General features: G+C 60.1%; 15 protein-coding genes. 11 read left to right on the forward strand and 4 right to left on the reverse strand.

Annotated elements, in window-relative coordinates:
• Positions 1-45 precede the first annotated feature (45 nt).
• A complete protein-coding gene (gene choX / locus ACSFE6_RS02945) occupies positions 46-966 on the reverse strand; it encodes a choline ABC transporter substrate-binding protein (protein WP_435426184.1) in 921 nt (306 codons plus the stop codon).
• 16 nt (positions 967-982) lie between these two features.
• On the reverse strand, positions 983-2,497 hold the full coding sequence (betC, locus tag ACSFE6_RS02950) for a choline-sulfatase (protein WP_435426185.1): 1,515 nt from the start codon (positions 2,495-2,497) through the stop codon (positions 983-985).
• A gap of 114 nt (positions 2,498-2,611) precedes the next feature.
• Between betC and ACSFE6_RS02955 the strand changes: the two genes are divergently transcribed.
• The gene (locus tag ACSFE6_RS02955; RefSeq protein ID WP_435426186.1) at positions 2,612-3,562 is read left to right on the forward strand and encodes a choline sulfate utilization transcriptional regulator; all 951 of its coding nucleotides are present in this window, start codon (positions 2,612-2,614) and stop codon (positions 3,560-3,562) included.
• Here the strand turns inward: ACSFE6_RS02955 and ACSFE6_RS02960 are convergent.
• Positions 3,559-4,221 (reverse strand): NAD(P)-dependent oxidoreductase, encoded by a 663-nt coding sequence (locus ACSFE6_RS02960; RefSeq protein ID WP_435426187.1) that lies wholly within the window; start codon positions 4,219-4,221, stop codon positions 3,559-3,561. The two genes, ACSFE6_RS02955 and ACSFE6_RS02960, sit on opposite strands and share 4 nt — an antisense overlap.
• Positions 4,222-4,306: 85 nt before the next feature.
• Here ACSFE6_RS02960 and ACSFE6_RS02965 point away from each other — a divergent pair, with 85 nt between their 5' ends.
• On the forward strand, positions 4,307-4,633 hold the full coding sequence (locus ACSFE6_RS02965) for a DOPA 4,5-dioxygenase family protein (RefSeq protein ID WP_435426188.1): 327 nt from the start codon (positions 4,307-4,309) through the stop codon (positions 4,631-4,633).
• A 17-nt stretch (positions 4,634-4,650) separates the two neighbouring features.
• On the opposite strand, the gene ACSFE6_RS02970 is transcribed toward ACSFE6_RS02965, so the two are convergent.
• Positions 4,651-5,052, reverse strand: coding sequence for a GFA family protein (locus tag ACSFE6_RS02970; RefSeq protein WP_435426189.1), 402 nt, complete (start codon positions 5,050-5,052; stop codon positions 4,651-4,653).
• A 406-nt stretch (positions 5,053-5,458) separates the two neighbouring features.
• Here ACSFE6_RS02970 and ACSFE6_RS02975 point away from each other — a divergent pair, with 406 nt between their 5' ends.
• The 9 genes from ACSFE6_RS02975 (at position 5,459) to ACSFE6_RS03015 (ending at position 15,928) form a co-directional block, all read left to right on the forward strand.
• The gene (locus ACSFE6_RS02975) at positions 5,459-6,766 is read left to right on the forward strand and encodes a CitMHS family transporter (RefSeq protein ID WP_435426190.1); all 1,308 of its coding nucleotides are present in this window, start codon (positions 5,459-5,461) and stop codon (positions 6,764-6,766) included.
• Positions 6,767-6,851: 85 nt separating this feature from the next.
• On the forward strand, positions 6,852-7,619 hold the full coding sequence (locus ACSFE6_RS02980) for a TerC family protein (RefSeq protein ID WP_435426191.1): 768 nt from the start codon (positions 6,852-6,854) through the stop codon (positions 7,617-7,619).
• A 316-nt stretch (positions 7,620-7,935) separates the two neighbouring features.
• Positions 7,936-9,594, forward strand: coding sequence for a Na/Pi cotransporter family protein (locus tag ACSFE6_RS02985; protein ID WP_435426192.1), 1,659 nt, complete (start codon positions 7,936-7,938; stop codon positions 9,592-9,594).
• 175 nt (positions 9,595-9,769) lie between these two features.
• Positions 9,770-11,146, forward strand: a complete 1,377-nt coding sequence (locus ACSFE6_RS02990) for a M16 family metallopeptidase (RefSeq protein ID WP_435426193.1) — start codon at positions 9,770-9,772, stop codon at positions 11,144-11,146.
• 186 nt (positions 11,147-11,332) lie between these two features.
• Entirely contained in the window at positions 11,333-12,361 is a 1,029-nt protein-coding gene (locus ACSFE6_RS02995; RefSeq protein ID WP_435426194.1) for a DUF5924 family protein, read from the forward strand.
• A 55-nt stretch (positions 12,362-12,416) separates the two neighbouring features.
• A complete protein-coding gene (locus tag ACSFE6_RS03000) occupies positions 12,417-13,565 on the forward strand; it encodes an MlaE family lipid ABC transporter permease subunit (RefSeq protein WP_435426195.1) in 1,149 nt (382 codons plus the stop codon).
• Complete coding sequence (locus ACSFE6_RS03005) at positions 13,562-14,365, forward strand: ABC transporter ATP-binding protein (RefSeq protein WP_435426196.1); 804 nt, start codon at positions 13,562-13,564, stop codon at positions 14,363-14,365. Before ACSFE6_RS03000 ends, ACSFE6_RS03005 begins: the two co-directional genes overlap by 4 nt.
• Position 14,366: 1 nt before the next feature.
• Positions 14,367-15,305: an MlaD family protein gene (locus ACSFE6_RS03010; protein ID WP_435426197.1), complete on the forward strand. Its 939-nt coding sequence runs from the start codon at positions 14,367-14,369 to the stop codon at positions 15,303-15,305.
• Positions 15,302-15,928, forward strand: coding sequence for an ABC-type transport auxiliary lipoprotein family protein (locus ACSFE6_RS03015; protein ID WP_435426198.1), 627 nt, complete (start codon positions 15,302-15,304; stop codon positions 15,926-15,928). Before ACSFE6_RS03010 ends, ACSFE6_RS03015 begins: the two co-directional genes overlap by 4 nt.
• Positions 15,929-16,040 lie beyond the last annotated feature (112 nt).

A 16,040-nucleotide genomic window follows, 5' to 3' on the forward strand; every position in this document is an offset into this window, starting at 1 on the left:
GGATAAATCCCCTCGCCACAATGTGTCCTCCCATAAGGAGCAGGTTTACAGCTTGGCTTTTACTACTGGCAACGCATCCTTGCCATCCACGGTTTTCACGCCATCAAGCCATTTATCCAGCACCGCCGGGTTGGCCTTGATCCACGCCTTGGCCGCGTCGGCATTGCTGACTTTCTTGTTGACCACCTCAGCCATGATGCTGTTCTCCATCTCCTGAGTGAAACTCAGGTTGGTCAGCAGCTTGCCGACGTTCGGACAGGCCTGTGCATAGCCTTTGCGGGTCAGGGTATGAACGCTGCCAGTGTCGCCGAAGTACTGCTCGCCGCCTTTGAGGTAGTGCATTTTCAGCTGCACGTTCATCGGGTGCGGGGTCCAGCCGAGGAAGGTGACGAATTTCTGTTTCTTCACCGCGCGAGACACTTCGGCCAGCATCGCCTGTTCACTGGACTCGATCAGCTTCCATTGGCCCATGTCGAAATCGTTTTTCTTGATGATCTCTTGCAGGGAAAGGTTGGCCGGTGCGCCGGAGCCGATGCCGTAGATCTTGTGGTCGAATTTGTCCGCGTACTTGTTCAGGTCGGCAAAGTTATGCACACCCGCGTCCCAGACATAGTCCGGTACCGCGAGGGTGAATTCGGTGCCGTCGAGGTTTTTCGCCAGTTGCGTGACATCGCCGGTGGCCACGAACTTGTCGTAGAAGCCCTGTTGCGCCGGCATCCAGTTGCCCAGGAACACATCGACCTGACCGTCCTTGAGGCCGCCAAAGGTGATCGGCACCGCGAGGGTGTCGACCTTGGCCTTGTAGCCCATGCCATCCAGCAGAAACCCGGTGATGGCGTTGGTGGCGGCGATGTCGCTCCAGCCAGGGTCAGCCATCTTCACTGTCTCGCAGCCTTGATCGGCATACACCGATGCACTGCCCAGCGCCAATAGCCCGACCGTCAGTACTGTGGATAACCTTTGCATGGACTTCCCCTTAACATTATTGGTTTTGGCAGGGTTGTGGATAACGTGCTTTACGCTCCAGATCATCAAGGTCGATGTGGTTGCGCATGTACTGCTGACTGGCGTCCACCAGCGGCTGGTGATCCCAGCTCTTCAGCTTGCCGATGGTCAGGGCTTCGGCGACGAAACGCCGACGCCGCTGGCTCGCGAGCACCTGGTGGTGGATCGCCGGAATGTCCCATTTGGCTCGTGCTTCGGCCAGAAAATCGTCGAAAATATGGCGATGTTGCGACGAGTGGCTGAGTTCTTCCAGTTCGCGCGGATCATTGCGCACATCGAAGAGCAGGCAAGGGTCGCCTTCGCTGTAGATAAATTTGTAGTTGCCACGGCGAATCATCATCAAAGGGCCGATGGTGCCTTCGGCCATGTATTCGCCAAACACTTCGTCATGACCGCCCTGCCCTTGCAGATGCGGGACCAGCGAGCGTCCATCCAGCGGCAGGCCCGGTTCCAGTGAGCCGCCGGCCAGTTCGACAAAGGTCGGCAGCAGGTCGGCTGTGGATACCGAGGCGCTGACCCGACCGGCTCCGAACTGTCCCGGTGCACTTATCAACAGGGGCACCCGCGCGGCCATTTCGTACCAGTGCATTTTGTACCAGAGGCCACGCTCGCCTAGCATATCGCCATGGTCGCCGGAGAATACGATGATGGTGTCATCGATCAGCCCGGTATCTTCGAGCGTTTGCAGGAGTTTGCCGACGTTGCTGTCGATATAGCTGCAGGCTCCGAAATAGGCGTGGCGTGCGTCGCGAATCTTATCCACAGGCAGCGGCTTATCCCACAGGTCATAGACCTTGAGCAGACGTTGGGAATGCGGGTCGAGATCATCCTGATCCGGGGTTGTCGGCAACGGGATGTCGGCATCGTCGTACAGGTCCCAAAAAGCCTTGGGAATGGTGTACGGGTCGTGCGGGTGGGTCATCGAGACCGTCAGGCAAAACGGCTGGTCGCCATCCTCGCGAATGTGATCGAACAGGTATTGCTGCGCCTTGAACACCACTTCTTCATCGAAATCCAGTTGGTTGGTGCGCACGCAAGGCCCCGCTTGCAGCACCGACGACATGTTGTGATACCAGGTTGGGCGCACGTCTGGCTCATCCCAGTTCACCGCCCAGCCGTAGTCGGCGGGATAGATATCGCTGGTCAGGCGTTCTTCGTAGCCGTGCAGCTGGTCCGGGCCGCAGAAATGCATCTTGCCCGAGAGTGCGGTGCGATAACCGAGACGACGCAGGTAGTGGGCATAGGTCGGTACATCGGCAGGGAAATCCGCGGCGTTGTCGTAGGCGCCGATCTTGCTCGGCAACTGGCCGCTGACCAGGGTAAAACGCGACGGCGCGCACAGCGGACTGTTGCAATAGGCAGCGTCGAACACCACGCCTTCGGCGGCGAGGCGGCTCAAATTCGGCAGTTTGATAGGCGAAGGGCCGTAGAACGGCAACATTGGCGCGGCCATTTGATCGGCCATGATGAAAAGAATGTTCTTGCGCTTCATGTGATCGCGGCATTCCATAGTGGATGATTATGCGAGAGTGCTGGGATCGAGGATGAAACCCGTGCACTTTGTGGTAAAGCCCATGCACGGCAATGACTAGGATAAGTACAGCTTATGTATGACGCTCTCGGTGACCTGTCCCTGGATTTGCTGCGCGCCTTCGAATCCGCGGCTCGGCAACGCAGCTTCACTGCAGCAGCGGTTGAGCTGGGTACCACGCAACCGGCCATCAGTCAGCAGATCAAACGGCTGGAGGAGCAGCTCGCGACCCGTTTGTTTGATCGCATCTATCGCGGCATTGAGCTGACCGAGGCCGGAATAATCCTTTTCGAGCAGGTTCAGCTCGGTTTGCAGCAAATCGACGCTGGGTTAAGCGCGATCAGCGCACAGCAACAGCACGAAGTGCTCCAGGTCGCCACCGACTTCGCCTTTGCCGCCTACTGGTTGATGCCGCGCTTGCACCGGTTTCACGCGGCCAATCCACAAGTGGATGTCAGCCTCGTGACCAGCGAGCGTAGCCACAACATGCTGCGCACCGATATCGATGTGGCGGTGTTGTTCGGCGATGGCCGCTTCAAACAGGGTGAAAGTCATTGGTTGTTCAGCGAAGAAGTGTTCCCGGTATGCAGCCCGCAACTACTGAATGAGCGTCCCCTGCCCTTGCCTGCCCAGGCGCTGCTGGAACTTCCACTGCTGCATTTGCGTGGCGAGCACAGCAGCAATTGGTTTGACTGGAGTGGCGTTTTCCGCGAGCTGGGGATTACCTCGCCTCCCGCCCCGGGGCAGCTGCGCTTCGATAATTACACCTTGCTGATTCAGGCCGCGATTGGTGGTCAGGGGGTGGCCATCGGTTGGCGGCACCTTGTGGATAACTTGCTGGCGCAAGGATTGTTGTGCCGCCCGATAGCCGAAACCGTAATGTCCAGGCTCGGGTATTACGTGGTGCTGCCCCAGCGTAAACGGCGCGGTGCGTTGATTCAGCGGTTTGTCGATTGGTTGATGGCCGAGCAGGCCAGCAGTGCACAATCGCTCAATGGCCTGAAATTTCCGTCTATCGCCGTTTAACTATCAGTCGCGACGAAACTGACGTGCTCGCCAATATGCAGGTTCAGATGTAACTCATCGGCGATCCCCACGGCCGTCCGGGCCAGGCGTTCGATCGGTTCGGCCAGGCCTGGCTCTGCATGGCTGCTGGCCCGACTGAAATGCTCGAGGGTCAATCCGGGCACGCCTCGCGGCGCATTCACCAGCGTCCACCGCAGGGAGCTGCTTTGCAGAGCCTCGCGGATTTCCTCGGCGGCGTGACGTTGCAGAGGCTCGAATGTGTCCGGGTCGTCCAGTACCTCGAAATCTCCCACCAGAAACAATCGGGAAATGCCCGCCGCCTGCATGCCATCGATCAACGCGTCCGCCGCCAACACCTGCTCGACCGGCCCGGGCACGATATTTTTTTCAACGTGTTCACTGTTGAACGGCAATCCGGGTGCGTCCAGTAGACAGATGACCGCCGAACTGCCAGCCACGCTTTGCTTGACCCGTTCAGCTTCGAACAGATCGCCGGTTTTGGTGCGCAGACCCGGACGCGGTGCGAGTGCTGTCATTTCATCGAGAATGGCGATCACTTCATGCTGGCGTCGCAGCATCTCGGCCATCAGCGCACTGCCCAGGCTACTCATGGCACCATAGAGCACCACTTTCACTACCGGGGTTTCTGCATTTTTCATGGCCGGTCTCCGATGTCTGCGGGGGTATATGGCGTGTGACCTGCGGGAAACGGTGAGGGTTCGACTCGGCTCTAGAGGAATTCCCATGCAACGGATCAAGGGCTACCACGCCCACGTATATTTCGACGCCAGCACCATCGACCAGGCCCGAGCCTTGTGCGAGCAAGCCGCGCGGTTGTTCCCACTGAAAATGGGTCGCGTGCACGAGCGCCCGGTGGGCCCGCATCCAGACTGGAGTTGCCAACTGGCCTTCGGACCGGAGTTGATCGGCGACGTGCTGCCGTGGCTTGCGCTCAACCGCAAGGGGTTGGTGGTGTTCTTGCACCCGGACACCGGCGACGATCTGCTGGACCACAGCGAGCACGCGATCTGGATGGGGGCGATTCGCCCGCTGGATCTGTCTATTTTTTGATCAGGCTTAATCTAAGTTTATAAGGTTTCTTCCGGCTCGCCGGGCAAATGCTCGTCCAGGTGCAGCCACGGCAAGCGGCTATCAGTCCAGATGTGCCGCTCGGCCGGCGCCAGCTCGGGGTGGTCGAGGGTTGCGATGGTCACGTCGATGCTCTCAGGGCTCAAGTGTGTCACCAATGCCAGTTGCGCCCCGCAGTGGCCGCAGAAGTAACGCGCGCAGGTCGATGAGGAGTTGTAGCGCGTCGGTTTCCCGACCAGCCATTGAAAGGCTGACGCGGACACGGTGATCCAGGTGGTGACAATGCCGCCACTGACCCGTCGGCAAATCGAGCAATGGCAGTGGGCGATGTCGTGCAAGGGCCCGCTGATCTGGTAGCGCAGTTGTCCGCAATGGCAACCGCCGGTGTGGATGTTGGCCATGCCTTTTCCTCCGATGTGTTCTCTCTGACGCCTTCGCGAGCAGGCTCGCTCCCACAGGGGGTATGCATTTCAAGGTGGGAGCGAGCCTGCTCGCGAAGGGCTCGACCCGGTCCACCTCCCTGCCCCTGGTCCGACGACCGGTTGTACTTCCGGTCAACGCTTTCATTGGCGAAAGCTGGCTGAAAGCTTCCCCGATTAGGATCGCCCTCACTGCCGGCAACAGACCGGTTGGCCAATGCGAGTGTTCGATTGCTCGCCAGGTCCATTTAACAACAACAATGGTGATCCTGATGTCCTTTACCCGCCGCTTCGCCACAACTCCACCCGTACGTCTCGTGCTTCCCGTTTTGCGCTGATCCGACCCGGTCCGCCCATTCCCTAGCTGCGCTACGCCTGGAGTATTCCCATGCTGACTTTCCTTGGCTTCGCCATGGTCATCACCTTCATGTTCTTGATCATGACCAAGCGCCTGTCCGCGCTGATCGCCCTGATCATCATCCCGATCGTCTTCGCCCTGTTCGGTGGTTTCGGCCCGAAAATCGGCCCGATGATGCTCGAAGGCATCACCAAGCTCGCGCCGACCGGCGTGATGCTGATGTTCGCCATTCTCTACTTCGCCCTGATGATCGACTCCGGCCTGTTCGACCCGGCCGTGCGCAAGATCCTGAAAATGGTCAAGGGTGACCCGTTGAAAGTGTCGGTCGGCACCGCCGTGCTGGCCCTGGTCGTTTCCCTTGATGGTGACGGCGCGACCACTTACATGATCTGCGTGGCGGCCATGCTGCCGCTCTACAGCCGCATCGGCATGAGCCCGCGGATCATGGCCGGTCTGATCATCCTCGCCGGCGGCGTGATGAACATGACCCCATGGGGTGGCCCGACTGCCCGTGCGGCCAGTGCGCTGCACGTGGATCCGTCGGCCATCTTCGTTCCGATGATCCCGGCAATGGCTGCCGGCGTGGTGGCCATCCTGGCGATCGCTTATTTCTACGGCAAACGTGAACGTGCCCGTCTGGGTGAACTGCACCTGGTCGGCGATGAAATCGATCACAGTGAAATCAGTGTTTCGCAGTTCCCGGATGCCCGCCGCCCGAGCCTGATCTGGTTCAACGGCGCCCTGACCCTGGCGCTGATGTGCACCCTGATCGCCGGCCTGTTGCCGCTGCCGGTGCTGTTCATGGTGGCCTTCAGTATCGCGATGATCGTCAACTATCCTTGCCTGCAACAGCAGAAGGATCGCGTCGCGGCCCACGCCGGTAGTGTGCTGGCAGTGGTCGGGCTGATCTTTGCCGCGGGTATCTTCACCGGTATCCTGTCGGGCACCGGTATGGTCGATGCCATGTCGAAAAGCCTGTTGTCGGTGATCCCGGATTTCCTCGGCCCGTACCTGGCCGTGATCACGGCACTGGTGAGCATGCCGTTCACCTTTTTCATGTCGAACGATGCATTTTATTACGGCGTGTTACCGGTACTTGCCGAAGCCGCCAGCCACTACGGTATAACCGCGGTGGAAATGGCACGTGCCTCGATCGTCGGTCAGCCCGTCCACTTGCTGAGCCCGTTGGTACCATCGACTTACCTGTTGGTGGCCCTGGCCGGGATCGATTTTGGTGATCACCAGCGCTTCACCCTGAAGTGGGCAGTGCTGGTGTGCATGTGCATACTGGTTGCCGCGTTGCTGATGGGGATTTTTCCGCTGTTCAGCACGCTCTAAGCCCAAGACTCACCACACGGGGTCCAGGCTTCGCTGTTCGAAGCCCGGACCCCTTGTGGTTTAACACTCGCTCAAAGGAATACTCATGGAATGGCTGACCAACCCTGAAATCTGGGTTGCCTTCTTCACCCTGACCGCCCTGGAAATCGTTCTGGGCATCGATAACATCATCATGATTTCGATCCTGGTCAGCCGCATGCCCAAGCACATGCAGGCGCGCACCCGGATTTTCGGTCTGGCGCTGGCCATGGTCACACGCATTCTGTTGCTGTTGTCGATCACTTGGGTCATGCGCCTCACTGCCGACCTGTTCGAAGTGTTCGGCCAGGGTATTTCAGGGCGTGACCTGATCCTGTTCTTCGGTGGCCTGTTCCTGCTGTGGAAAAGCTCGCAAGAGATGTACCACGCGCTGGAAGGCGAAGACGAAACCGACGACGAGCCGAGTGTCAAAGGCGGAAACTTCCTTTACACCATCATCCAGATCGCGATCATCGACATCGTGTTCTCCCTGGACTCGGTGATCACCGCGGTCGGCATGGTGTCCCATGTGCCGGTCATGGTTGCGGCCATCGTCGTGGCGGTGCTGGTGATGATGCTGGCCTCGGGCACTATCAGCGAGTTCATCGACAAGCATCCGTCGCTGAAAATGCTGGCGCTGTCGTTCCTGCTGGTGGTTGGTATCGTGCTGATTGCCGAATCCCTGGACCTGCACATTCCGAAAGGCTACGTCTACTTCGCCATGGCGTTCTCGCTGGCTGTGGAAGCGATCAACATCAAGATGCGCACCGCCATCGCGAAGAAACGCAAGCAGCGGGAGCCAGTGAAACTGCGCAAGGATATTCCTGGGCAGTAACGCAAAACCTCTGTAGGAGCGAGCTTGCTCGCGATGGTCGTCAACGATGACGCTGGGCGCCTGACACCCCGCGGCGAGCATTCATCCATCGCGAGCAAGCTCGCTCCTACAGAAAGCGAAATGCGAGGGGCCTTCGGGCCCCTTTTTCATGCCTGCATGAAGCTGTTTTCATGACAGTTTTGTTTCAAACACGTCTTTAGCTATGCGATGCTGGCGCCCAGACCGTTAGCCAACTACAGCTTAAATACAATTCGTAGAACGTCGCGCGGTACCGTCAACTTGCTCCTTTGGGGCGCTACCACCACAGGGGGCCGTCATGCTCACCCTGCTCAATTTGCTCTCAGCCGTGGCCTTGCTGATTTGGGGCACGCATATCGTCCGAACCGGCATTCTGCGGGTCTACGGTTCCAACCTGCGCCACGTCATTGGCCGAAACATGTCCAAGCGCTGGCTGGCCTTCCTTTCGGGGATCGCAGTGACGGCGATGGTCCAGAGCAGCAACGCCACGGCGATGCTCGTGACCTCCTTCGTCGGTCAGGGCTTGATGGCATTGACACCGGCGCTGTCGACCATGCTCGGGGCCGATGTCGGTACGGCGCTGATGGCGCGGGTGCTGACCTTTGACCTGTCCTGGCTGTCGCCGCTGCTGATTTTCATCGGGGTGATTTTCTTCCTGTCGCGCAAGCAGACCCGCCTGGGCCAGATGGGGCGTGTGGCGATCGGCCTGGGGTTGATCATTCTGGCGCTGCAACTGATTGTCGAGGCCGCCGCCCCCATCACCCATGCCAAAGGGGTAAAGGTCATCTTTGCCTCGCTGACCGGCGACATCCTGCTCGATGCCCTGATGGGTGCACTGTTCGCCATGATTTCCTACTCCAGCCTGGCGGCGGTGCTGCTGACCGCGACCCTGGCTGGTGCCAAGGTGATCAGCCTGCCGGTGGCCCTCGGCCTGGTCATCGGCGCCAATATCGGCAGTGGCGTTCTCGCGTTCCTCAGCACCAGCATGCAGAACGCGGCCGGGCGTCAGGTGGCGTTGGGCAGTCTGTTGTACAAGCTGATCGGCCTGCTATTGATCATTCCGGTGCTCGATCCCTTGGTGCATTGGATCGACAGCCTGGACTTCAGCCCCCAGGAAATGGTCATCGGTTTCCACTTGCTCTACAACACGGCGCGCTGTCTGATCCTGTTGCCCAGCGTCGGGCCGATGGCCAGGTTCTGCGCGTGGGTGCTGCCGGAGCGCCCGCAAGCCAATGGCACCGCTAAACCCCGACACCTTGACTTGACTGCGCTGACCACACCCAGCCTCGCGCTGGCCAATGCGGCACGGGAAACCCTGCGCATGGGCGACCTGATCGACAACATGCTCGAAGCCATGCAGGACGTGTTGCACGGCAAACAAACTGCCGTCACTCAGGAAGTGCGCCGCCTGACGGATGATGTGGAATCACTCTATAGCGCCATCAAGCTGTATCTGGCGCAAATGCCCCGTGAAGATCTCAGCGACCAGGACAGCCGACGCTGGGCCGAAATCATTGAGCTGGCGATCAATCTGAAACTCGCCAGTGACCTGATCGAGCGCATGTTGCGCAAGGTTCAGCAGCAGAAAACCTCCCAGCGGCGCTCGTTTTCCGAGGTGGGGCTGGAAGAATTGGCGGGATTGCACAGTCAGTTGATTGCCAATTTGCGGCTGGGCTTGTCGGTGTTTCTCAGCGCCGACAAGGAAAGCGCCCGCCAGTTGCTGCGCGAGAAGCGTCGCTTTCGCGCACAGGAGCGCCGCCTGGCCCATGCGCATGTCAGCCGTTTGCAACGTAAGATCGTGCAGAGTATTGAGACCAGTTCCCTGCATCTGGAGCTGATCGCTGACATGAAACGTTTGAATTCGCTGTTCTGCAGCAGTGCTTATGTGGTGTTGGAAACGTCCGAAACCGGTGCGCTGGCGGTCGATGATTTGGCGGATACCACGCATTCGCCTTGAACGTCTAACGTTGCTATCAGTCAGTAACATTGATTCGGCTTGAAGGTCATTCGCGAGCAGGCTCGCTCCCACATGGATTTTGTGAACCCCGCAAATCCAAGGTGGGAGCGAGCCTGCTCGCGAAGGCGGTCTGAAGGACGACACGGATCTCCGATTGGTTGCCTGGAAGCTCTTTATGCGTTGCCTGTTGTTCGCCTTTTTGCTGCTCGGCTCGCTCCCCTCGCTTGCCCTGGATCGCTTCCAGGTCGAGGGCTACACCCTGCGCAACGGTTTGCAATTGCTGCTCAAACCCGGCGCGGAACGCGGGCACGTGGCGATTCGGCTGGTGATCGGCGTCGGTATCGATGATTTCGGCTGTAGCGAGAAAGAGCTACCCCACTTGCTCGAACACCTGCTGTTCAGTGGCATCGACGCCAGTGGCGAAGGTGGGCTGGAGGAGCGCATGCAAGCGCTGGGTGGCGAATGGAACGCCTTCACCAGTAACGCCGACACCACGTTTGTGATCGAAGCCCCGGCAAGAAACCAGCGCAAGGTCCTCGACCTGTTGCTGGCATTGCTGACCCAGACCCGATTCGATGACAACGCCATCAACGCCGCCAAGCAAGTGGTCGAGCGAGAAGACGGCGGTCATTACTCGCATTTGCAGCGCTGGCTCGATCGCCAGGACCTTGGGCATACCGCCAGCAAGCAACTGGCCGTGGAGCTGGGCCTCAAATGCCCGGAACGCGCCGAGGTCGATCAGTTGACCCGCGAACAACTGGAGAAAGTGCGCAAGGATTGGTACGCGCCCAACAACATGACGCTGATCGTGGTCGGCGATCTTGACCGCTTGTTGCCGGCTTATCTGGATCGCACCTATGGCGGGCTGAAACCGATCGAACCGACCGACCACCCGGCGCTTCCGCAAATTCAGTCCAGCGCCGCCCATGAGCGCAGCCTGACCCGCGGCTTTGTCGGCGGTGGGGCCAAGCTGCACTGGCTGGTACCAGAACCGGTGCTGGACGATCAGCACGACGAAACCTTCGATCTGCTCAAGGACTATCTGGACTGGGCGCTGTATCGCCAGTTACGCCTGGCGCACGGCTTGTCCTACGGGCCGTGGGCCGAGCGGGAAGTGTTCGGTGGTGTCGGCTTCATGAGTCTGAATGCCGATCTGGAGCGCGACGACGTGGCCGAGGCACAAAAGGTGCTGGATGAATTGAAGGCCGACTTGCTCAAGGACGGCCTGAATGCCGAAACCTTCAACCGCCTCAAGCAAGCCGCCATCGCCCGCCAGGCCTGGGCCGTACAAGGTAACAGCGCGCTGGCCGATTATTACTGGAGCGCCCTCGCGGACTACGAGGACGGCCGATTTGCCAACCCGGTCAAGGAACTGCAATCGGTGACCCTGGCGGAAGCGAACAAGGCAATGCGCGAATTGCTTCTGCAACCGGGGTATGTGCGGATCGAGAAGCCGTTGCTCAGTGATGACCAGTTTGTATGGGCGATTGCCGGGGTATTGGGACTGATGGTGCTGGGGCTGGTGGCCTGGCGTTTTCATCGCAGGAAGTAATGCACATACCCTGTGGGAGCGAGCCTGCTCGCGAAGACGATGCGTCACTCAACAATGATGCCGGCAGGCTCGCCGCCTTCGCGAGCAGGCTCGCTCCCACAATTAACAGCGTGCAGATGCTCGCCACACCGCCCCGCCGACGGTAACCTGTCGAGGATTTTTCCTACGACTACTGTGAACCGCCGAATGCCGACCCTGACCCTTCTCGTACAGCGCATCCTCGAACTGATGAAGCGCTACCCCGGGGTCATTGCGCTCGGTGGTTTTATCTCCGGGGTCGGCAGCTTCATGCTGGTGGATCGTCAGCAGGGCCTGGCCAGCTGGATCACCACCATCATGCTGATCAGCTGGGTCTGGCTGATGCTGGAAAACAGCCTGACCAAGCTGTTCACCAAAGTCTTCAAGCGGGAAATTCCCCAGCCCTTGCTGCGTTACGCGACGCAGATGATTCACCAGGAAAGCCTGTTCTTCGTCCTGCCGTTCTTTTTCATCACCACCACCTGGAACAGCGGCCAACTGTTCTTCACCGGGTTGTTGGGCATCGCGGCGTTGATTTCCATCACCGATCCGCTGTACTACAAATGGCTGGCACCCCGGCGCTGGGCGTTCCTGGCGTTGCACACCCTGACCCTGTTCGCCGCCCTGCTCACTGCGTTGCCGGTGATCATGCACCTCACCACTTCGCAAAGTTTCAAATGGGCGCTGGGCATCGCTGTGTTGCTGTCGTTCCCAAGCCTGGCCTCGATCTTCCCGATCCGCACGGTACGCAACGCTCTGGCGATCCTGTGTATTACCGTTGGCATCGGCTGCATGGGCTGGGTGCTGCGTTCGTGGGTGCCGCCAGCGACGCTATGGATGACCGACGTGGCCATCAGCACGCAATTGCAGGACCGCACCCCGGGCAAGAGCCTGGAGGAAGTCAGCGCCGCGCAGATCCGTTCAGACGGGTTGTACGCCTACACCGCCATCAACGCCCCGCGCGGCCTCGACGAGCGGATTTATCACGTCTGGCAGTTCAACGGTAAAGAGGTCGACCGCATTGCCCTGGACATCCACGGCGGACGCAAGGAAGGCTACCGGGCCTGGACCCACAAGCAGAACTTCCCCGGCAACCCCGCCGGCAAATGGCAGGTCCGGGTGTTGACCGAAGACGGCCAGGTCATCGGTGTGCTGCGGTTCAAGATCACTGACAGCACACCGATCAAAGAAAAGTAGTGCGGATCGTGCTATTACGTAGGTCAGCGTAAATAGCCGAAAAAGCACGGAGCTTATGACCAGCGACACAGTGGCCGGCAATGCCCGACTGGACACCTCGCACACCCCGCCTCAGATATGTGTGACGGGGGACTGGACGCTCGCCCATTACGCCGACCTCAAGCGCGTGAGCGAAAAGCTCGAAGGGCAATACGACGACAGCACCCGCATCGACCTCAATGGTCTTGGCGCCCTCGACACGGCGGGAGCCTCGCTATTGGTGGAGCTACTGGGCTCCGAGCGCCTGGGTCGATCCGCCGAGCACCCCGATTGCACGCTCTCGAGCGCCGACCGCGCGTTGCTACAAACGGTCTATTGCTCCTTGACGGACTTCTGCGTGCCGATCAAAGAGCCGGAAATCAGCGTCGGCATTCAATTGCTGACCCGCATCGGTCGCGCGGTGGACACGGTCTGGCAGGACACCCTGCAATTGCTGGGTTTCGTCGGCTTGATTCTGGAAACCATCGTCCGAGGCCTGTTTCACCCTAAACGCTGGCGTGTCACGTCGATGGTCGCGCACGTTGAACAGACCGGCCTCGACGCCGCGCCCATCGTCGCCCTGCTGACCTTTCTGGTGGGCGCCGTGGTGGCCTTTCTTGGGGCGACGGTATTGGCCAACTTCGGTGCCACGGTGTTCACCGTGCATCTGGTGGCCTTCTCTTTCCTGCGTGAGTTCGCGGTGTTGCTGACGGCGATCCTGATGGCCGGGCGAACCGCCAGTGCCTTTACCGCGCAGATCGGTTCGATGAAAGCCAACGAAGAAATCGACGCGATCCGCACCCTGGGCCTCGATCCCATGGAGCTGCTGGTGGTGCCCAGGGTCCTGGCGCTGCTGGTGGCGCTGCCGATGCTGACGTTTCTGGCGATGGTGTCGGGGATTGTCGGGGGGGCTCTGGTGTGTGCGGTGTCGCTGGATATTTCCCCGGCAATGTTCCTGTCGCTGCTGCAATCGAACATCGGTGTTCAGCACTTTCTGGTGGGCATGATCAAGGCGCCGGTGTTTGCTTTCCTGATCGCTGCCATTGGCTGCCTCGAAGGCTTCAAGGTCAGTGGCAGCGCCGAGTCTGTCGGCGCGCACACCACCTCCGCCGTGGTGCAGTCGATTTTCGTGGTGATCGTGCTCGACGCCGTGGCCGCCCTGTTTTTCATGGAGATCAGTTGGTGAGCCGAATTCCCCGAGCGCCCGCCGAGGCAGTGATCGAAGTCCGTGGGCTGTGCAATCGCTTCGGCCGCCAGAGCGTGCATGAAAACCTTGATCTGGATTTGTACAAAGGCGAGATCCTGGCCGTGGTCGGCGGCTCCGGCAGCGGCAAGTCGGTGTTGTTGCGCAGCATCGTCGGTTTGCGCCAGCCCAGCGAGGGCATGGTGAAGGTCTTCGGTAAAAACCTGCCGAGTTTGTCCGAGCACGAGCGCTCGCTGGTGGAGCGGCGTTTCGGCGTGCTGTTCCAGAAAGGCGCCCTGTTCTCTTCGCTGACCGTGACCGAAAACGTCGCCCTGCCCCTGATTGAGCACGCCGGTTTGAGCCGTGACGACGCCGAGCACCTGGCGGCGGTGAAAATGGCCCTCGCCGGGTTGCCGCTGTCGGCGGCGGACAAATACCCCGCGTCCCTGTCCGGCGGCATGATCAAGCGCGCGGCGCTGGCGCGGGCATTGGCATTGGACCCGGACATACTGTTTCTCGACGAACCCACCGCCGGCCTCGATCCGATTGGCGCCGCCGCGTTCGATCAATTGATCCTGACCCTGCGCGACGCCTTGGGCCTCAGCGTTTTTCTGGTGACCCACGACCTCGACACGCTCTACACCATCACCGACCGGGTGGCGGTGCTGGCGCAGAAGAAAGTGCTGGTGGCCGATGCCATCGATGTCGTCTCGGAAACCGACGACGCGTGGATTCACGAATACTTCCATGGCCCTCGCGGCCGCGCGGCGCTGAGTGCCGCTCAACAGCTCAACGAGGTCTGACATGGAAACCCGAGCCCATCATGTATTGATCGGCCTGTTCACTGTGATTGTGGTGGCAGGCGCCCTGCTCTTCGGCCTGTGGCTGGCCAAGTCCAGCGTCGACACCGAGTTCAAGGACTACGAAGTCGTGTTCAATGAGGCGGTCAGCGGTTTGTCCAACGGCAGCTCCGTGCAATACAGCGGGATCAAGGTTGGCGACGTGGTGTCGCTGCGCTTGGACCCGGAAGATCCACGCCGGGTACTGGCGCGGATTCGGTTGGCCGGCGACACACCGGTCAAGGAGGATACCCAGGCCAAGCTGGCACTGACGGGCGTTACCGGGACCTCGATCATCCAGCTCAGTGGCGGTACGCCGCAGAGTCCGACGCTCAAGGGCAAGGGCGGCAAGCTACCGGTGATCATCGCCAAGCCCTCGCCCATCGCTCGTTTGATCAACGACAGCAATGATTTGATGTCTGGGGTCAACACGCTGATGCAGAACGCCAATCAGATGTTTTCCGAGCAGAACATCGAACATATCAGCAAGATCCTCGAACATCTGGACGTCACTACGGGCACCATCGCCGACCAGCGCGAAGATATTCGGCAAGCGATGCAGCAATTGGCTTCGGTCGGCAAGCAGGCCGGCACCATGCTGGAACAGACGTCGGCGCTGATGCGCAATGCCAACGGGCTGCTCAATGAACATGGCAAGCAAATGATCGGCAGTGCCGAGCAGGCCATGAAGTCGCTGGAACAGAGCAGTGCGACAATCAACAAGCTGATCACTGCCAATCAGGACTCGCTCAATAGCGGCATGCAGGGCCTCAATGGTCTGGCCCCTGCGGTGCGTGAGCTTCGCGAAACCCTGATCTCGCTGCGCACCATCTCGCGACGCCTGGAGGCCGACCCCAGCGGTTACCTGCTGGGCAGTGACAAGCACAAGGAATTCACCCCATGAAGCTGAACCGACTCGCCCTCCTCGCCAGCTTCACGCTGATCGGCGCCTGCTCGATCCTGCCCAAGCCCGAGCCGTTCGAAATCTATCGACTACCTTCGGGGCAAGCCAGTGCACCGGCCAGCCAATCCATGCCCCAGCGCTGGTCGTTGCGCCTGAACAAACCCCAGGCCAGCGAGGCCTTGAACAGCCCGAACATTGCCGTCATCCCCCAGGGCGACGTGATCAGCAGCTACAAGGGCTCGCGCTGGAGCGACCCAGCACCGGTGCTGCTGCGCAATCGCCTGCTCGATGGTTTCCAGCGCGACGGTCGGGTGACGTTGCTTAGCACCGACGACAGCAACTTCCTGGCAGACCTGGAGTTAGGCGGCAGCCTGCAAGCGTTTCAGACGGAGTATCAAGGCAGTACCGCCAGTGTCGTCGTGCGGCTGGATGCGCTGCTGGTGCGCGGTTACGACCAGCGCATCCTTGCCAGCAAGCGCTTTGAAGTCCGCCAGCCATTGAGCGATGTGAAGGTGCCTGCGGTGGTGGCCGGGTTTGGCCAGGCCAGTGATCAACTGACGGCGCAGGTGGTGGGCTGGGCAGTTGAGAAAGGGCAGAAAGTGGCGCCGCCACCAAGACCCTGAGCCCTGCGATGGTCCATCTGTGGGAGCGAGCCTGCTCGCGAAGAGGACGGCACATTCAACATTTCTGTTGTTTGACCCACCGCTATCGCGAGCAGGCTCGCTCCCACAGAGG

This window comes from Pseudomonas baetica (genome assembly GCF_051216495.1).
Lineage (GTDB): Bacteria > Pseudomonadota > Gammaproteobacteria > Pseudomonadales > Pseudomonadaceae > Aquipseudomonas > Aquipseudomonas baetica_B.